This is a genomic window from Parvibaculum sp., assembly GCF_002684405.1.
Classification (GTDB): domain Bacteria; phylum Pseudomonadota; class Alphaproteobacteria; order Parvibaculales; family Parvibaculaceae; genus Parvibaculum.
Map to the genome: position 1 here is coordinate 23,509 of NZ_NYVD01000106.1, position 14,689 is coordinate 38,197.

Sequence of the window (14,689 nt, forward strand, 5' to 3'; positions counted from 1 at the left end):
GCCCTTTGGCAATATCCCTGCGACAGGGAAACGCGCAAGCCGCGAAGATTTTCCCGCAAAGACGCGGACGCCACCCTAAGGGGCGTCCGGCAAGGCAGGCTTCGCGGTCCCGCCCAGCGCGAAACTCAGAAACCCTCGCACATCCGCCGCGCTTTTTTCCGGCACCTCTTCCATTGGCACATGCCCCGCATCGGGATAGGTGACGATTTGCGCCTGCGGAATACGCTTCTTGAACGCCGCCGCCACGGAAACCGGAATGAGATGGTCCTGCGCGCCCCACATCACCAGCACCGGCACCTCGATCTCCGGCAGCCTTACGGCGAGGCTGTCGTCGTCCGGCTTGAAACCGGCGAACCGAAGGGCCGTCGCCCGGCGATTGCCGTCGTAAAGCGTGAGATCGTAATAGCGGTCCACCATCGCCGGCGTCACCTTGGACGGATCGGCGAAGACGCTCTTCACGCCTTCCTCGACGAGGGCGCGCGGCGTTACCCAGCGCATGACGACGCGCCCGATGGAACTGCTGGCGAGTTGAAAGGCGAGCGGCGCCTTCTCGTCCTCGGAATGCCGGCGCGGAATACCGGCGGAATCGACAAGGATCAGCGCCGAGACCTTATCCGGATGGTCGACCGTATATTGAGCGGCAACCCCGCCGCCCATGGAATTGCCGCCGATAGCGAAACGGTCCATGCCGAGCTTCACCATCACCTCATCGACGAAATCGGCCATCCCCTTGCGGCTGTAATCGTCGCCCGGCACGGCCCCGGTGAGCCCGTGTCCCGGCAGGTCCATGGTCACGATACGGTAGCTGTCGCCCAGTTGCGCCGCCCATGGCCCCCAGGTCTGGAGCGAGGCGTTGGACCCGTGCAACAACACAAGCACCGGCCCGGCCTCATCGCCCTGCACCCGCACATGCGCATCCGCGCCTCCCGGCAGCTCGATGAACCGCGATGGCGGCTGCGCATATTCGGCAACGAGTTCATCCCTGGGAATGTCGAAGCGGACCGCCGCGATGGCAATCACGACCAGCGCGGCCAGGACCAGCCCTGCGATCCCCCAGACAAAGCGTTTCACCATTTCGTCGAGCCCTCCCGCGCCTCGTCCTCATCCCCATCGGGACCGGGATCGTCGGGCACGGGCGGCACGATGACAAGGTCTTCTTCCGCTTTCGTCCCGTCTTTGGCGGGAGACGCCTTGGCGGGAGTATCGGGTTGCGGGGCGTCGGCTTTTTCCGGCGCGGGTTTTCCGGCCGTCTCCGCGCTCGACGCGCCAGGTTGCGCGACCGGCGAGCGAAGCTTTTCCGTCACGTCCCGGGCATCGTCGCCCGGCGCGGAGAAGGGCTCCGGCTCGACCGCTTCGGTGACCACGCTCTCATGCCTGTCCTCCGGCGCTCCTTCCGCGCCGCCCGGCATGCCGGAGGCCGGCAGCCGGATGGACGGCGTCGCCCAGGTCAGCGCATCGAATTCGCCGGTGACGGGATTGATCGGCGACCAGCGCGGCGAGCGATAGGCCTCGCCCACCCATTGCGGATCGTCCGGCGCATGCAGCGCGCGGGTAAGCCAGCCGCGCGACGAGCCGCGATTGCCGAACTCGCCTTCCTCGATCTCCGCCATCAATTCGCAGACCCGGCGCGTCGGCGCCTCTTCCGCGCCGGGACCGGTAAAGGGAGCAAGCGCCTTGCGCGCGGCCTGCCAGTCGCGCGCGCCAATAGCCGCGCGCGCCACCAGGATCCGGCTCTCGACATGATCGGGCGCCAGCTTTTCCAGTTCATGGGCCCGCGTCAGACGGTCATAGGCGCTCTCGCCCTCCACCATTTCCAGCCAGGCGCCGGCAAGATCGGGATGAGGGTCATGCGCCCAGCCGTCCCGAACGAGCTTCATCGCCTTACGCGTCCGTCCCGTTGCCGCGGCGGCGCGCACGGCAAGCCCCATGGCAGGCGGGAAATAGGGAACGAGCGACAGGGCTTCCGACGCCAGCCGATAGGCCCGGCCGAATGCCTTGCGGCCCGCATCGCCCGGCTGCATACGCGCGGCGACTTCCGCCTCCTGGGCCTGTGCCGTCAGCAGCACGGCGCGGCGCCTTCGGGCATTCTCCCGGTCGACGAGCTTGGAAGCGAGCTCCGCGTCCAGCACATCAAGCGCGGCCTTCCAGTTTTCTTCCGCCGCCTCGATCTCGAAAACAGCCTGCGCCGCCCAGGGCGTGTTGGGGCGCAGCTTGAAGGCGCGCCTGACGATCTTGAGCGCCTCGTCGCGGTCGCCCGCACGCTTGGCCTGAATGAAAAGACCGCGAAGCCCGAGAAATTCCGTTTCCGGCGCCGCGATCATCTGGCGGAAATATCCCGCCGCGGCATGATCGTCGCCTTCAAGCTGAGCGGCCTGCGCCGACAAGAGAAGCGTCAGCGACGGCGCATCGAGAAGCTCGCGCGCATCCTTGGCAAAGCGTTTCGCATCGCCCGCGTCGCCGGCGGCCACCGCCACCATGCCGCGCGAAAGCGCCAGGAAGCCTTTCTTCTGCCGCCGCTCCTGAAAATAGCGCGTCAGTTCCGCCGGGCTGCCCATCGCGCTGACGAAAAGGCGATAGATAAAGAGCGCGAGGAAAGCAACGACGGCAAGCAGCGCGATCCCGACCACGAAGCTCGTGCGGATCTCATAGCCGCGCCAATGCATGACGAGCTGGCCGGGATTGTCGGCGAGCCAGATGCCGATGGCGGACAGCGCCGCGATCACGAGAAATATGTAGAAGGCACGCAGCATGGGGCAACTCAGCCTTTCAGTTCGGCAAGACGCGCCGTGACACGAGCCGTCAGCTCACGGACGAGTTTCTCCGCATCGAGACGCTTCCGCGCATCCGCCATCCAGGGCGCCGCGGCATCGGCGGCCGCGCCTTTCAGCGTCTCGCCCTGCGCCACCGCGCCGGCGAGGTCGCCTTCCTTCAGCTTTTCTTCCATGCGCGCCACGACCGCTTCCGTGCTGTCGCCGGAAATCTCGCCGGTCCGCCGCACGGTGATGAGCGAGGCGGCATTGGCAAGGAAACGATCCCAGATGCTGCTGTCGCCTTCGCGGCGGGCGGCGTCGAAAATCTTCTCGATCAGCGGCCCGAAACGATCTTTCAGCGCCGCGCGCGTCGGCACGCCGTTCGCCGCCGCCTCGTCGAGCGCCGCCGGCACTTCCTCCTTCGGCAGGAAGGAGGAGACCGTCTCGAGCTCGGTCTCGAACGGGCCCGCCCCTTCAATGGCGCGGGAAAGATTGGCCAACGCCAGCGCAAGCGCGGCACGCTGCGCGGCATCCGGATCGTCGGCCTTCTGCTCCAGCGCGGCGAGGCGCGTTTCCATCCGCTGAAGCTGCGGCTCCAGCTTCTCGATCTGGGCGCCGAGTTTGCCGATCATCGCATCGAGACGCGCCACCTTGTCGTCGAGACCGGCGGAGGGCAGTTGCGCCTGCATTTCGCCAAGCCGGTTCTGCGCGGCGACGGCGGCCTTGTTCGCCTCGGTGATCGTGTCCGCCAGCCCGGCATTGCGTTCTTCGAGCGCGTCGAGACGGGCAGTCAGTTTTTCCACCGCCTCCGTCGAAACGCCACCGCCCGCGCCCACGGTTTCGTCGCGCGCGGCCACTTCCTGTTCGAGACCGCCAAGACGCGCATCCAGAGGCTCGAGCGCCTTGCCGATGGCGGTCTGCACATCCGGCTGCCCGCTTTCCACGCTCTCCATCCTGTCGGCGATATCGGCGATGGCCTGCTTGTTCGCTTCCACAGCGTCCCCCGTCCCGGCGGTGCCGTCGGGCTCGGCAATGCCGAAATGCCAGGCGATGACGACCACCGCCGCGGCGCCCGCGATCCCGGAAATGAGACCGCTGATGAGGTGGAGATGGCTGGCCGGCGACGCGGCCGGCGGCGGCGGAGATTTCGCATCGCCGCCGCCATTGCCGTTACCGCCGCCCTTGCCGCCCGTTGAAGCGGTTTTCGGCTTGCCTGCTTCCGAGGCGGCGCTCTTTGACCCCGCACTTTCGGAAGAGCCCCCCGCCTTTTCCGTGCCTGCGGCCCCCTTCGGCGCGTCGGCCTTCACTTCCTCCGCCTTGCCGTCCAGCACCTTGGGGCGTTTCCGCTGGGGCTCGGCGCCACCCCCCTTGCCCTGCCCCTGCGCACCGGGCTTCAGCACCTCCGCGTCGGGAGAGGCTTTCCCGTTCTCGGCACGGGCGTCGCCGTCTGCGGGTTTCTGGGAGCCGGGTTTTTTCGGACCGTTCGCATCGCTCATCGGGGGGCATCCATCTATTTGTCGACTCGATACTATAAGGGCTCGGGGCCCTCAGGTCAGGTCGTCGCGGGCCGCAAGGCCCGTCTTGTTCACAAGCTCAATCAACGCGGCCTGTTCCGGCCTTGCGGCAACATGAACGCGCCTGAAGACGGCGGTTCCGCTTTCGCGCCCCGGGGCATCGGCCAGCGCCCCGGCGACCGCGCCGGAAAGGCAGAACGCCTCGAGCCCGGCCAGCGCCCCGTCGAGGCCCGCCTCATGCACCAGCGACATGAAAAGCCCCGCCGTGCGCGGCGAATAGAGCAGCACGCCGTCCACATCGCGGGCCTCCAGCGCGGCATGCGCCACATCGGGCAGGAAGCGAACCGGGCGCGCCTCGTAAAGCACCGCGCGAACCACCTCGAACCCCTTCACGCCCAGCATGGCCTGCAGGTCGCCCGCCGTCACGCTGCCCGCGACATGCAGAAGCCGCCCGGCACCGGGCGAAAGCTCGGCGCAGACGAGATCGGCCAGCGCCTCCACATCGCCGTCGGCGCTGCGGACCCGGGCAAACCCCGCCGCGCGGGCCGCCGCCGCCGACGCCTGCCCGACCGCATATACGGGAACGGCCTTCATCGCCATGGCCTCGCTGCGCGCCGCCAGCGCCCTGGCGCCATTGGCGCTGGTGACGAGGATCGCCTGCCACTCCCCCGCCGGCAGCTCGGCGGTGTCGTGAAAATCGATTTCCATCAGCGGGGCGAGAACGGCTTCATGCCCGCTTTCGGCCAGAGCCGCCATCAGCTTGCCCGCATCGGCTTCCGGTCTCGTGACGAGGAGCCGCATATCGCCTCATACCGTCTGGAAGAATTGGGGGCCGGCGCGGGATTTGAGATCCTCGCCCGCTTCGACGCCAAGGCTTTCCGCCTCGCCGGCAAGACCTTCTCGCGAGGTCTCGACGACTTCCGCCCCGTCCGGCGTCAGGATCATGCCGGTAAGCCGCATCCGCTTGCCGGAAATCTCCGCCAGCGCCGCGATCGGCGTGCGGCAGGACCCGTCCAGCACCCGCAGCAGCGCGCGCTCCGCCGTAACGCGCAACCCCGTCGCGGCATGATGGATCAGGGAAAGCGCTTCCGCCGCCTCGTCGTCATCGGCCCGGCGCTCCACGCCCACCGCGCCCTGGGCGACGGCGGGGAGAATTTCGTCCGCCGACAGGGGCGCCGTCACGCGGTCCGTCAATCCCATGCGGGTAAGCCCCGCCATGGCCAGCAGCGTCGCATCGGCCACGCCCTCTTCGAGCTTCCGTAGTCGTGTATCCACATTGCCGCGAAACGGAACGATTTCGATGTCGGGCCGACGCAGCTTCACCTGCGCGGCGCGGCGCAGGGAAGACGTGCCGACCACCGCGCCTTCCGGCAGCTCGGCCAGCGAACCCGCCTTGAATGAAAGGAACGCATCGCGCGGATCCACCCTTTCCAGAATGCAGTCGATCAGCAGCCCGTCCGGCAGCACCGTCGGCATGTCCTTCATGGAATGGACGGCGATGTCGATGCTCTTGTCGAGGAGCCCGTCCTCGATTTCCTGCGTGAAGAGCCCCTTGCCGCCGAGTTCGGAGAGATTGCGGTCCTGCACCCTGTCGCCCTGCGTGGAAATGACGACGACCTCCGTCGCCTCTTCCACCGGACGGCCCAGCGCCGCCGCAAGCCGCGCCGCGACATCGTTTGCCTGAATGAGCGCGAGCCTGGACCCGCGTGTGCCGATGCGATAGCGGCGTTGCATGCGTCTTACCGTTCCTGTATGCGCCCCTTCTGGAGCGCGGACCATTCCTGCAAGCGCCCGCTTTCAAAGGGGCGCCAAACTCCGACGCGCCCCTTATATAGTGTTTCGACCCTCTTTCGAGAGGGGCGCATGGCCGCATTGGCCAAAGAAAACCCGGGAAAGGCACCGCACGTGCAACCCATACTGACCGTTCTGGGCATCGAGACGAGCTGCGACGAGACCGCGGCGGCCGTGGTGCGTCTGGAGCCCGGCGATACGGCCATCGGGATCAGAGGCGAGATTCTCTCCAATGTGGTCTTTTCCCAGATCGACGATCACGCGCCCTATGGCGGCGTGGTGCCTGAAATCGCCGCCCGCGCCCATATCGAACATCTGGACGGGCTGATCGAGCGCGCCCTGTCGGAAGCCGGGCTCGGCTGGGACGATCTCGACGGTATCGCGGCGACCTCCGGGCCGGGCCTCATCGGCGGCGTGATCGTCGGCCTGATGACCGCCAAGGGCATCGCCGCCGCGCGCGGCCTGCCGCTCATCGGCGTCAACCATCTGGAAGGCCATGCGCTGACCGCGCGGCTGACCGACGGTCTGCCCTTCCCCTATCTGCTGCTGCTCGTCTCCGGCGGCCACAGCCAGCTTCTCGTCGTGGAAGATGTCGGGAAATACCGCCGCCTCGGCACCACCATCGACGACGCGGTGGGCGAGGCCTTCGACAAGGTCGCCAAGCTGATGGGGATCGGTTATCCGGGCGGTCCGGCGGTGGAGAAACTGGCAAGAAAGGGCGATGCCGCGCGCTTTGCCTTCCCCCGCCCGCTCCTCAACAGGCCCGGTTGCGACTTTTCCTTTTCCGGCCTGAAGACCGCCGTGCGCCAGGCCATCGAGGCTTTCGACCCGCTGACGGAAAAGGACAAGGCCGACATCGCCGCCTCCTTCCAGGCGGCCGTGGCCGACGTGCTCTCCGACCGCGCGGAAATCGCGATGGCGCAAGCCGATCTCGTCATCCCGGAAGGATATCGCCGCTTTGCCGTGGCCGGTGGCGTCGCCGCCAATATGGCACTGCGCGAGCGCCTCCTGGGCACCGCCCATGCCTGCGGCTATGAATTCGTCACCCTGCCTCTGAAACTCTGCACCGACAATGCGGCGATGATCGCCTGGGCCGGCGCGGAACATCTCGCCCGCGGCGAAACCGATACGCTGGACGTCGCGCCCCGCGCCCGCTGGCCGCTCGACCCCGACGCCGCCCCCGCCCGGGGCGCCGGCGTGAAAGCCTGACCGCGTCCCCAACAAAAAAGGCCCCGATACCGGGGAAACGGTATCGGGGCAAATGGACCTCATACAAGGCCCGGGGGGTCGCCGGCTCTCCAAAGGGGGAGGGTGAAAGCCGGCTGAGGGAACGCCCTTGAAAGGCGGAGGTCGGGGGGAGGATCGCCCCTCGCCTTACATGATCGTTGCAACGCCACCCGACAGCAGGATCAGCGACACCGCATAGGCTGCGAGGACCGCGGCGGCGGCGAGGCCGGTGCCCCTGTCCAGAAGCGCGTCCAGATTATGTGCGGTGTGTTTCATCTTCCGATCCTCGATTGCGGCTGGCGGCCCGGCAGCCCGGCGAACCGGCCTGCCGTCGAATCTTCGGCGTCTCAGACGCCGTACTGGGTGACGACCTGCGCAAAAAGCGCGACCGCGTAGCTCGCAAGCGTGAGGGCGGCGAGCTTGTAGGAAACCTTGCGGGGCTGAATGTTCATCATGGGTCTTCTCCTGTGCCTGTAGGAGGGCAGCGTCTCGGCGCTCTCCAGTGCCGATGACGAGGATTTAGGAGACCCCTGAACGAAAAACAATGAACAAAACAAAAAATATTCACTGTTCAGCATTCATGTTGCCGCGATGCAACAGATATTTACACGAAAAAATCAAGTAAATTAAGCAAAATCAACTACTTACGCAGCTTGCTGCAATCGCACCAAGCTGCGAAAAATTTTTGTGCAGTGCGAGAAAAAAGGCCCGTCAGGCCTCGACAGACGCGGTTTCCACAGCCGGAACGCCCGGATCCGCCATCTCCATACCGGCCCGCATGGCGCCGGCAATGAGCGCATAGACCCCTTCGAGTTCCCGCTCGAGCTGTTCGAGCGACAGGCTCGTGAAAAGCTGGGGATACATGAACTTCATCGTGGCGGACTGGATGACCTCGGAGACGAAGGCGGGATCGGCCACCCGGAATTCGCCCGAGGCATTGCCGAACTCGATGATCCTGCGCAGCACCTCGCGCTCGCGGCTCAGGCCTTCATTGAAGAAATTCGGCCGCTCGGTCGCGACGATCTGGGCCATCTGAACGAGTTTCGGATCCTTCTCCAGCGTGTGGAACGTCTCCCGCAAATCCTCGAACAGGAAATCGTGCAGGCGTTCCGAAGCGCTGCGGCCCGGTTGCGTGAGGATACGGGAGAGCGCCGTCGCATTCTGGATCGAGGCATTGCGGCAGATTTCTTCCGCAATATCGAGCTTGCCCGGAAAATAACGATAGATATTGCCCGGCGACATCTCGCAGTCTTCCGCAAGCTCGGCCATGGTTGTCTTCGTGTAGCCGTAATGCTTGAAACGGCTGCGGGCGGCTTCGATGATTTTTGTTCTGGGATCGTCGCTATCTGTCATTTGAACGATTATAAGCAAGACCATTGAACGATCAATGAACCGTTCAATCTTCAGCCGCGTGTTCCGGGCGGCGAAATACGAGAGGTCCAATGCGGCAGTTTGAAAAAATCGGCGTCATAGGCGCAGGCGCCTGGGGAACGGCGCTGGCACAGGTGGCGGCGGACGCCGGGCGGGACGTCACCATATGGGCCCGCGAGCCCGACGTCGTCGAAAGTATAAACGCCACACACGAAAATGCGACCTTTCTGTCCGGCGTGGACCTCGATCGCGGCATCGACGCAACCGGCGATCTCACCGCCGCCGCCCGCGCCGATGCGCTGCTGATCGTCACGCCCGCCCAGTTCGTGCGCGCCACGCTGAAAGAGATGGCGCCGCATCTGGCTCCCGGCACACCCGTCATACTCTGCGCCAAGGGGATCGAGCAACGAACCGGCTCCCTGCTGACGCAAGTGCTGACGGAGACGGTCCCGCAAGCCGCCGCAGCGGTTCTTTCCGGCCCGAGCTTCGCCCGCGAGGTCGCCATGGGCCTGCCCACTGCGGTGACGCTGGCCTGCGCCGACGAGACCCTCGGCCACGCACTGGCTAAAGCCGTCGGCTCGCGCACCTTCCGCCCCTATTACTCGACCGACCTCACCGGCGCCGAGATCGGCGGCGCGGTGAAAAACGTCCTCGCCATTGCCTGCGGCGTGGTGGAAGGCCGCCGGCTCGGCGCCAGCGCCCGCGCTGCGCTGACCACGCGCGGCTTCGCGGAAATGACCCGCCTCGGCCTCGCCCTTGGCGCGAAACGCGAAACGCTGACCGGGCTTTCCGGCCTTGGCGATCTCATCCTCACCTGCAACTCGCCTCAATCGCGCAACATGTCGCTCGGCATCGCATTGGGCGAGGGCAAACCGCTCGACGAGATCATGGGCGCGCGCAATTCGGTGAGCGAAGGCGTCCATACCGCCACCGCGCTCGCCGACCTTGCCAATGCCAGGCAGGTCGATATGCCGATCGCGCAGGCCGTCGCGGCCATCGTGACGGGCCGCATGGAAGTCGACGAGGCGATGGTCGCGCTCCTCTCCCGCCCGTTCCGCGCGGAAGGCGAATAGGCGACGCCGCCATGCCGTCGGGTCCGATCCCTCTTGGGCATGGGGGCCGTTCCGGATAGTCTCGCGCCAAACCACGCCTATGGAAGGTTCCCCGACATGCTTTTCTGTCTCTACTGCACCGACAAACCGGATTCGGTCGATATCCGCCTCGCCAATCGCGATGCCCATCTGAAGTATTGGGCCGATGCGGGCTGCGTGAAGATCGGCGGCCCCTTCACCACCGATGACGGCGCCACCATGAACGGCTCGATGCTGGTGATCGATGTCGCGGACAAGGCGAAAGCCCAAGCGCTGGTCGAGAACGATCCCTACAACAAGGCGGGTCTCTTCCAGTCCGCCGAAATCCGCGCCTGGAAATGGCTGCTGGGACCGCAACAGGGCTGACGGGAGGGACGAACGCGATGGCTTACTGGCTTTTCAAATCCGAACCCGGCACCTGGTCCTGGGAAGACCAGAAAAAGAAGGGCGCCAAGGGCGAACCCTGGGACGGCGTGCGCAACTACCAGGCCAACAACAATATGAAGGCCATGAAGAAAGGCGATCTCGGCTTCTTCTATCACTCGGTGAACGAGAAGCGGATCGTCGGCATCGTGCGCGTCATCGGCGAACATCGCCCGGACCCGACCGACGAGAAAGGCAAGTTCGGCCTCGTCGACATCGAAGCCGTCTGCGACATGCCGAACCCGGTAACGCTCGACGACGTGAAGGGCGAACCGGATCTGCATGAAATGTCGCTCATCAAACAATCTCGGCTTTCCGTTCAGCCTGTCGAACCCGATGCGTGGAAAAAGATCTGCGCCATGGGCGGGCTGAAGAAACTCCCCAAATAAACCCGTGAAGAACCCGCTCGCCCGGCCCGGCGCGCCCGCCCCCGGCACGCGCCTCTGCGCGCTCGACGATATCGACGAACCGGGCGCCAAAGGGTTCCTTTTCGGCAGGGGCGCGGACCGCTTCGACATGTTCCTGGTACGGAAAAATGGCGCGGTCAGGGCCTATGTGAACGAATGCCCGCACGCCTTCACGCCGCTCGAGACATGGCCCGACAAGTTCCTGACGCTGGATGAGGAACGCATCATCTGCTCGACGCACGCCGCCCTCTTCCGCATCGAGGACGGCTACTGCACCTCCGGCCCCTGCGCGGGCAAGTCGCTGATCCCGATCCCGGTCGAAGTCGTGGCGGGTGAGGTGAGGATTGGTCATGCCCGTGCAAATCACTCCTAAAACACAGACATCGTTGACTCTCTTCGAGACACAATCTTTACTTGGGCTAAGCTTCGTTTTGTCTAATTGGGGAGGGGACCTTGATGAGCGATGCAGGCAAGGGGACGACTTCACTAATAAAATCCACAGGTGACATTCCCGAGCCCTATGAAGTGCTTGGATTGGTGTATGGCTATCGACTGCGTCGCGCGGAAGGGTGCGCAAATCAGGTAGCCATTATCGATGCGTTCAAAGAGGCAGCGTCGACCCTGGACGAAAGCGCCCGCGCTATGGGTGGCGATGCCATCATTCATATAGATTTTCTCCAGCGCGACACTTCATCGGCGAGTTGTGGCAGCTCGAAACCCGCATCAGAAGTTTATGCGTGGGGAACGGCAGTGAGGCGCAAATAGGCGCTGCTTTGATTAACCTAATCAAGAACCTCATCTTTTTCGCCGTCCATCTCTCTTCCGGCTACGGAACGAACAATACAGCCATGGACAGGCTGGCTGCTATACTGGCGATAGGCACGATTAAGCTCTACAGGCTTTCTCTATCTCCTCTTGTGGGCGGCGACTGCCTCTTCAATCCCACATGTTCAGTCTTTGCTGAAAAAGCATTGCAAGAACATGGGTGGACACAAGGCATCGCGCTTAGTGTCCGAAGATTGGAAGATTGCTCTGGTGGGTACTCACTCTTCTATGCAGGGGACGGGTGCATAATGATGCGCACCCGCTCCGGTGACATATGTGGAGAAGAATGCTTTTCGGAGAAAATGCGGAGTAAGGTAACGTCATTCAAATCGCTTGCTGCGACTGCCGCGCCTGCAATCACAGACGAGGGCGATTAGCATTCGCAAGGCTCGTATTCTCCCTGAGCCACGGCTCCAGCTTCTCGAAACGAAACTCGCCGCGATCGAAAAGCCCGATCATGAAGTCATAGGCCTCGACCGGATCGGCCTCGAAGACATAGCCGTTGAGACGGAGAAAAACATCCGCCGCCGCGAAGGCGATACGCTTGTTGCCGTCGATGAAAGGGTGATTGACCGCCAGGCTTTCGAGCAGCGCGGCCGCCTCCGCAATCACGTCTTCGTAATAGCCGGTCTGCGGACGGAACAGGGCAGACTCCGCCGCCCCCATATCGCGCACGCCATGCGCGCCGCCATAAAGGTCGATCAGTTCCGCCTGCATGGCGAGGATTTCGGCCAGCGTCAGATAATCGGGCATCGCTCAGCCGCTATTTGGCGAGACGCTTGTAAAGCTCGGCATTGCGCCGGACGCTGTCGCGAAAATGCGCCATGACCTGCTCGCGCGGACGCACGGCCTCCCGGCTTTCCAGATAGCTCCGGAATGCCTCTTCCACCACGGCCTGAAACTGACGACCTTCCGTCTTGGCAAGCTCTCGCATCCTGGCGAGAAGCTCCGGATCGGCCTGGCTGGCAAATTTTTCACGCGCGGTCATGGAAACGACCCCATCAAGTTTCATCAAGCAGTATCATGATATCGCGTGAGGGGCGGATTTCAACCCGCTAACTCGCCTCGAACGCCCGGAAATCCTCGATCAGCGCCTTGGCCGACATCTCCAGCAGCACCTTGCCGTCTTCCGGCTTCGCCAGCGACGGGTCGGACCCGATCCGCCCGTCGGGAAATTTCGCGCGATAATCTTCGGCATCGGTAAAGCGGCCATTGGGCGCGACCTTCGGGTTCATCTCCACCTTTTTGATCGCGTCCGGATAGGCGTAATAGGTGACGGCGACTTCCGACGGTGTCGCATGGCTGCCATGCGAGGCGCCATAGAGCTTCTTGCAATGGTCGAAGACGGGCTTGTAATCCCACCAGTTGACGCGCTTGAGCTTCACCGGCCCACGATTGGACGCGGCGCGTCCGAGCGAGCGGTCGGCATAGATTTCGGCAAAGGCGGCGTCGATGGTGGCGATATTCCCGCCATGCCCGTTGAAGAAATAGACCCGCTCGAAACCGTGATGCGCAAGCGAGGCCACCCAATCATAGATCGCGGCGATCATGGTGGAGGGCCGAAGCGTCATCGATCCGGCAAACCCCAGATGATGCTGCGCGATCCCGACATTGAAGGTCGGCCCGACGAGAATGCCCGCCGCTTCGCTTGCGTGATGGGCGATCGCTTCCGGACAGATCGCATCCGTGCCAATGAGCCCGTTGGGCCCATGCTGCTCGGTGGACCCGATGGGAATGACGATGCCCTTCGACCGCGTGAGATAGTCTTCGACTTCGGGCCAGCTCGATTTGTGCAAAAGCATGATTGCCTCCTGCGCCCTATTGTGACCGTTTAAGGGACCGATCTCCACCCGGGAGGGACATAGTGAGGATCAGACAGGCCGCAACAGCCGATGCCGATGCGCTCGCCGCTATCTTCATCGCCGCCCGCGCACACATGCCCTATCTCGATCCCGGCCTTCACAGCCGGGCGGAGACGCGCGGCTTTATCTACAATGTCGTCAGCAGTCAGACAGTCTGGATCGCGGAAAACGGCGGTATAGCGGGATTTGCCGCCATGGAGCCTCGAAGCGGCGACAACTGGCTCCATCATCTTTACGTCCGCCCCGACCGCCAGAACGCAGCGGCAGGCTCCCGTCTCATGGCGGAAGTAAAGAAATCCATGCCCCAAGGCTTTTCGCTCTGGGTTTTTCAGGCCAATCTCGGCGCCCGGCGCTTCTACCGGCGCCAAAAATGAAGAAAAACTGCCCGACATGCTGCTGCGCTGGCCGGGCCAAAAAATTGAAAAAAAGTCTGAGGAGTAGAGGCGTTGACGACAACGAATGAGCTGGCCGCCGAGAATACAGGCCCGCTGAAGGGCGTGCGCATTGTGGATCTGACCGCCGTGGTGTTCGGCGCCTATGCAACCCAGATCCTGGCCGATATGGGCGCGGAGGTGCTGAAGGTGGAAGCGCCTTCCGCCACGGGCGGCGGCGGCATGGGCGGCGACATCATGCGCTGGCCCGGCCACACGCCGGAAGGCGCACCCGCCGATCTCGGTCCGATCTTCATGACCATCAACCGCAACAAGCGCTCCGTCCTCCTGGACCTCCGCTCCGAGGAAGGCCGCGAGGCGCTGCTGAAACTCATCGCCACGGCGGACGTGCTGACCTCCAACATCCGCTATGACGGCATGGTCCGTCTCGGCCTCTCCTATGAAGACGTGAAGGCGGTGAACCCGTCGATCATCTTCGTCCATGCGGCGGGCTATGGCTCCAACGGACCCTATGCCGGTCTCCCCGCCTATGACGATCTCATCCAGGCAGGCTCCGGCGCGTCGGACCTGCTGCCCCACATGGACGGCAACGAACAACCCCGCTACATGCCGACGATCGTCGCCGACAAGGTGTCGGGCCTCTTCATGGTCTCCGCTATCACCTCCGCGCTCTATCACAAGGAGAAGACCGGCCAGGGCCAGTTCGTGGAAGTACCCATGTATGAGGCGGTCACCTCCTTCGTGCTGGCGGAGCATTTCTACGATCATGTCTACGACCCGCCCACGGGCGATTGGACCTATGGCCGCATCACCAATCCCGACCGCCGCCCCTACAAGACCAAGGACGGCTATATCGGCCTGCTGCCCTATTCCGACAAGCAGTGGGAACAGTTCTTCGAACTCGCCGGCCGCCTCGACGAATACAGGAACGATCCGCGCTTCAAGGACTACAAGACGCGCACCCAGCACATTCGCGAGCTCTATGCGATGATCGAGGAAACGACGCAGACCAAGACCACGCAGGAATGGCTCGCGG

General features: G+C 64.1%; 19 protein-coding genes. 9 read left to right on the plus strand and 10 right to left on the minus strand.

Going from position 1 to position 14,689, the window contains the following annotated elements:
• Window positions 1–75: 75 nt before the first annotated feature.
• The 5 genes from CMI59_RS09720 to hemC are packed head-to-tail and all read right to left on the minus strand — an operon-like array spanning window position 76 to window position 5,998.
• Window positions 76–1,074, minus strand: coding sequence for an alpha/beta hydrolase (locus CMI59_RS09720; RefSeq protein ID WP_293327807.1), 999 nt, complete (start codon window positions 1,072–1,074; stop codon window positions 76–78).
• Window positions 1,068–2,750 carry a heme biosynthesis HemY N-terminal domain-containing protein gene (locus CMI59_RS09725; RefSeq protein WP_293327810.1) on the minus strand — a complete coding sequence of 561 codons (1,683 nt, stop codon included), beginning with the start codon at window positions 2,748–2,750 and terminating at the stop codon, window positions 1,068–1,070. Before CMI59_RS09725 ends, CMI59_RS09720 begins: the two co-directional genes overlap by 7 nt.
• Before the next feature lie 8 nt (window positions 2,751–2,758).
• Window positions 2,759–4,246: a mitofilin family membrane protein gene (locus CMI59_RS09730; RefSeq protein WP_293327813.1), complete on the minus strand. Its 1,488-nt coding sequence runs from the start codon at window positions 4,244–4,246 to the stop codon at window positions 2,759–2,761.
• Window positions 4,247–4,297: 51 nt separating this feature from the next.
• Window positions 4,298–5,065, minus strand: a complete 768-nt coding sequence (locus CMI59_RS09735; protein WP_293327816.1) for a uroporphyrinogen-III synthase — start codon at window positions 5,063–5,065, stop codon at window positions 4,298–4,300.
• Between the two features lie 6 nt (window positions 5,066–5,071).
• Window positions 5,072–5,998 carry a hydroxymethylbilane synthase gene (hemC, locus tag CMI59_RS09740; protein ID WP_293327819.1) on the minus strand — a complete coding sequence of 309 codons (927 nt, stop codon included), beginning with the start codon at window positions 5,996–5,998 and terminating at the stop codon, window positions 5,072–5,074.
• 183 nt (window positions 5,999–6,181) lie between these two features.
• Here hemC and tsaD point away from each other — a divergent pair, with 183 nt between their 5' ends.
• Window positions 6,182–7,264 (plus strand): tRNA (adenosine(37)-N6)-threonylcarbamoyltransferase complex transferase subunit TsaD, encoded by a 1,083-nt coding sequence (tsaD, locus tag CMI59_RS09745; protein ID WP_293327847.1) that lies wholly within the window; start codon window positions 6,182–6,184, stop codon window positions 7,262–7,264.
• Window positions 7,265–7,429: 165 nt separating this feature from the next.
• Here tsaD and CMI59_RS09750 read toward each other — a convergent pair whose 3' ends face one another.
• Window positions 7,430–7,558, minus strand: a complete 129-nt coding sequence (locus CMI59_RS09750; protein ID WP_281356710.1) for a hypothetical protein — start codon at window positions 7,556–7,558, stop codon at window positions 7,430–7,432.
• A 435-nt stretch (window positions 7,559–7,993) separates the two neighbouring features.
• Entirely contained in the window at window positions 7,994–8,635 is a 642-nt protein-coding gene (locus CMI59_RS09755) for a TetR/AcrR family transcriptional regulator (RefSeq protein ID WP_167095776.1), read from the minus strand.
• Between the two features lie 89 nt (window positions 8,636–8,724).
• On the opposite strand from CMI59_RS09755, the gene CMI59_RS09760 reads away from it, so the two are divergent.
• The 6 genes from CMI59_RS09760 to yidD all read left to right on the plus strand — a co-directional run bounded on the left by CMI59_RS09760 (window position 8,725) and on the right by yidD (window position 11,776).
• Window positions 8,725–9,726 (plus strand): NAD(P)H-dependent glycerol-3-phosphate dehydrogenase, encoded by a 1,002-nt coding sequence (locus CMI59_RS09760; RefSeq protein WP_167095777.1) that lies wholly within the window; start codon window positions 8,725–8,727, stop codon window positions 9,724–9,726.
• Window positions 9,727–9,822: 96 nt separating this feature from the next.
• Window positions 9,823–10,110, plus strand: a complete 288-nt coding sequence (locus CMI59_RS09765) for a YciI family protein (RefSeq protein WP_167095778.1) — start codon at window positions 9,823–9,825, stop codon at window positions 10,108–10,110.
• Between the two features lie 17 nt (window positions 10,111–10,127).
• The gene (locus CMI59_RS09770) at window positions 10,128–10,556 is read left to right on the plus strand and encodes an EVE domain-containing protein (protein ID WP_167095779.1); all 429 of its coding nucleotides are present in this window, start codon (window positions 10,128–10,130) and stop codon (window positions 10,554–10,556) included.
• Between the two features lie 4 nt (window positions 10,557–10,560).
• Complete coding sequence (locus CMI59_RS09775; RefSeq protein ID WP_293327829.1) at window positions 10,561–10,947, plus strand: Rieske (2Fe-2S) protein; 387 nt, start codon at window positions 10,561–10,563, stop codon at window positions 10,945–10,947.
• Between the two features lie 83 nt (window positions 10,948–11,030).
• Window positions 11,031–11,339: a heavy metal-binding domain-containing protein gene (locus CMI59_RS09780; protein ID WP_293327832.1), complete on the plus strand. Its 309-nt coding sequence runs from the start codon at window positions 11,031–11,033 to the stop codon at window positions 11,337–11,339.
• A gap of 83 nt (window positions 11,340–11,422) precedes the next feature.
• Entirely contained in the window at window positions 11,423–11,776 is a 354-nt protein-coding gene (gene yidD, locus CMI59_RS16895) for a membrane protein insertion efficiency factor YidD (RefSeq protein WP_363102462.1), read from the plus strand.
• On the opposite strand, the gene CMI59_RS09785 is transcribed toward yidD, so the two are convergent.
• The 3 genes from CMI59_RS09785 to CMI59_RS09795 are packed head-to-tail and all read right to left on the minus strand — an operon-like array spanning window position 11,757 to window position 13,201.
• Window positions 11,757–12,152 carry a type II toxin-antitoxin system death-on-curing family toxin gene (locus CMI59_RS09785; protein ID WP_293327834.1) on the minus strand — a complete coding sequence of 132 codons (396 nt, stop codon included), beginning with the start codon at window positions 12,150–12,152 and terminating at the stop codon, window positions 11,757–11,759. The two genes, yidD and CMI59_RS09785, sit on opposite strands and share 20 nt — an antisense overlap.
• Window positions 12,153–12,162: 10 nt before the next feature.
• The gene (locus CMI59_RS09790; protein ID WP_167095782.1) at window positions 12,163–12,411 is read right to left on the minus strand and encodes a hypothetical protein; all 249 of its coding nucleotides are present in this window, start codon (window positions 12,409–12,411) and stop codon (window positions 12,163–12,165) included.
• Window positions 12,412–12,454: 43 nt separating this feature from the next.
• Window positions 12,455–13,201, minus strand: a complete 747-nt coding sequence (locus tag CMI59_RS09795) for a creatininase family protein (protein WP_293327836.1) — start codon at window positions 13,199–13,201, stop codon at window positions 12,455–12,457.
• A 62-nt stretch (window positions 13,202–13,263) separates the two neighbouring features.
• Between CMI59_RS09795 and CMI59_RS09800 the strand changes: the two genes are divergently transcribed.
• Both CMI59_RS09800 and CMI59_RS09805 read left to right on the plus strand, forming a co-directional pair.
• On the plus strand, window positions 13,264–13,635 hold the full coding sequence (locus CMI59_RS09800) for a GNAT family N-acetyltransferase (RefSeq protein ID WP_293327839.1): 372 nt from the start codon (window positions 13,264–13,266) through the stop codon (window positions 13,633–13,635).
• 72 nt (window positions 13,636–13,707) lie between these two features.
• Window positions 13,708–14,689, plus strand: a 982-nt coding sequence (locus tag CMI59_RS09805; RefSeq protein WP_293327841.1) for a CoA transferase, incomplete at its 3' end; no start/stop codon positions are given.

Excerpts from the sequence above, each read along its gene's own strand:
- CMI59_RS09770 (WP_167095779.1), top strand. The coding sequence starts at position 10,128 with ATGGCTTACTGGCTTTTCAAATCCGAACCCGGCACCTGGTCCTGGGAA.
- hemC (WP_293327819.1), bottom strand. The coding sequence starts at position 5,998 with ATGCAACGCCGCTATCGCATCGGCACACGCGGGTCCAGGCTCGCGCTC.
- CMI59_RS09730 (WP_293327813.1), bottom strand. The coding sequence starts at position 4,246 with ATGAGCGATGCGAACGGTCCGAAAAAACCCGGCTCCCAGAAACCCGCA.
- CMI59_RS09725 (WP_293327810.1), bottom strand. The coding sequence starts at position 2,750 with ATGCTGCGTGCCTTCTACATATTTCTCGTGATCGCGGCGCTGTCCGCC.
- CMI59_RS09735 (WP_293327816.1), bottom strand. The coding sequence starts at position 5,065 with ATGCGGCTCCTCGTCACGAGACCGGAAGCCGATGCGGGCAAGCTGATG.
- yidD (WP_363102462.1), top strand. The coding sequence starts at position 11,423 with ATGGACAGGCTGGCTGCTATACTGGCGATAGGCACGATTAAGCTCTAC.
- CMI59_RS09785 (WP_293327834.1), bottom strand. The coding sequence starts at position 12,152 with ATGCCCGATTATCTGACGCTGGCCGAAATCCTCGCCATGCAGGCGGAA.
- CMI59_RS09760 (WP_167095777.1), top strand. The coding sequence starts at position 8,725 with ATGCGGCAGTTTGAAAAAATCGGCGTCATAGGCGCAGGCGCCTGGGGA.
- CMI59_RS09755 (WP_167095776.1), bottom strand. The coding sequence starts at position 8,635 with ATGACAGATAGCGACGATCCCAGAACAAAAATCATCGAAGCCGCCCGC.
- CMI59_RS09790 (WP_167095782.1), bottom strand. The coding sequence starts at position 12,411 with ATGAAACTTGATGGGGTCGTTTCCATGACCGCGCGTGAAAAATTTGCC.
- CMI59_RS09720 (WP_293327807.1), bottom strand. The coding sequence starts at position 1,074 with ATGGTGAAACGCTTTGTCTGGGGGATCGCAGGGCTGGTCCTGGCCGCG.
- CMI59_RS09795 (WP_293327836.1), bottom strand. The coding sequence starts at position 13,201 with ATGCTTTTGCACAAATCGAGCTGGCCCGAAGTCGAAGACTATCTCACG.
- CMI59_RS09765 (WP_167095778.1), top strand. The coding sequence starts at position 9,823 with ATGCTTTTCTGTCTCTACTGCACCGACAAACCGGATTCGGTCGATATC.
- CMI59_RS09780 (WP_293327832.1), top strand. The coding sequence starts at position 11,031 with ATGAGCGATGCAGGCAAGGGGACGACTTCACTAATAAAATCCACAGGT.
- CMI59_RS09750 (WP_281356710.1), bottom strand. The coding sequence starts at position 7,558 with ATGAAACACACCGCACATAATCTGGACGCGCTTCTGGACAGGGGCACC.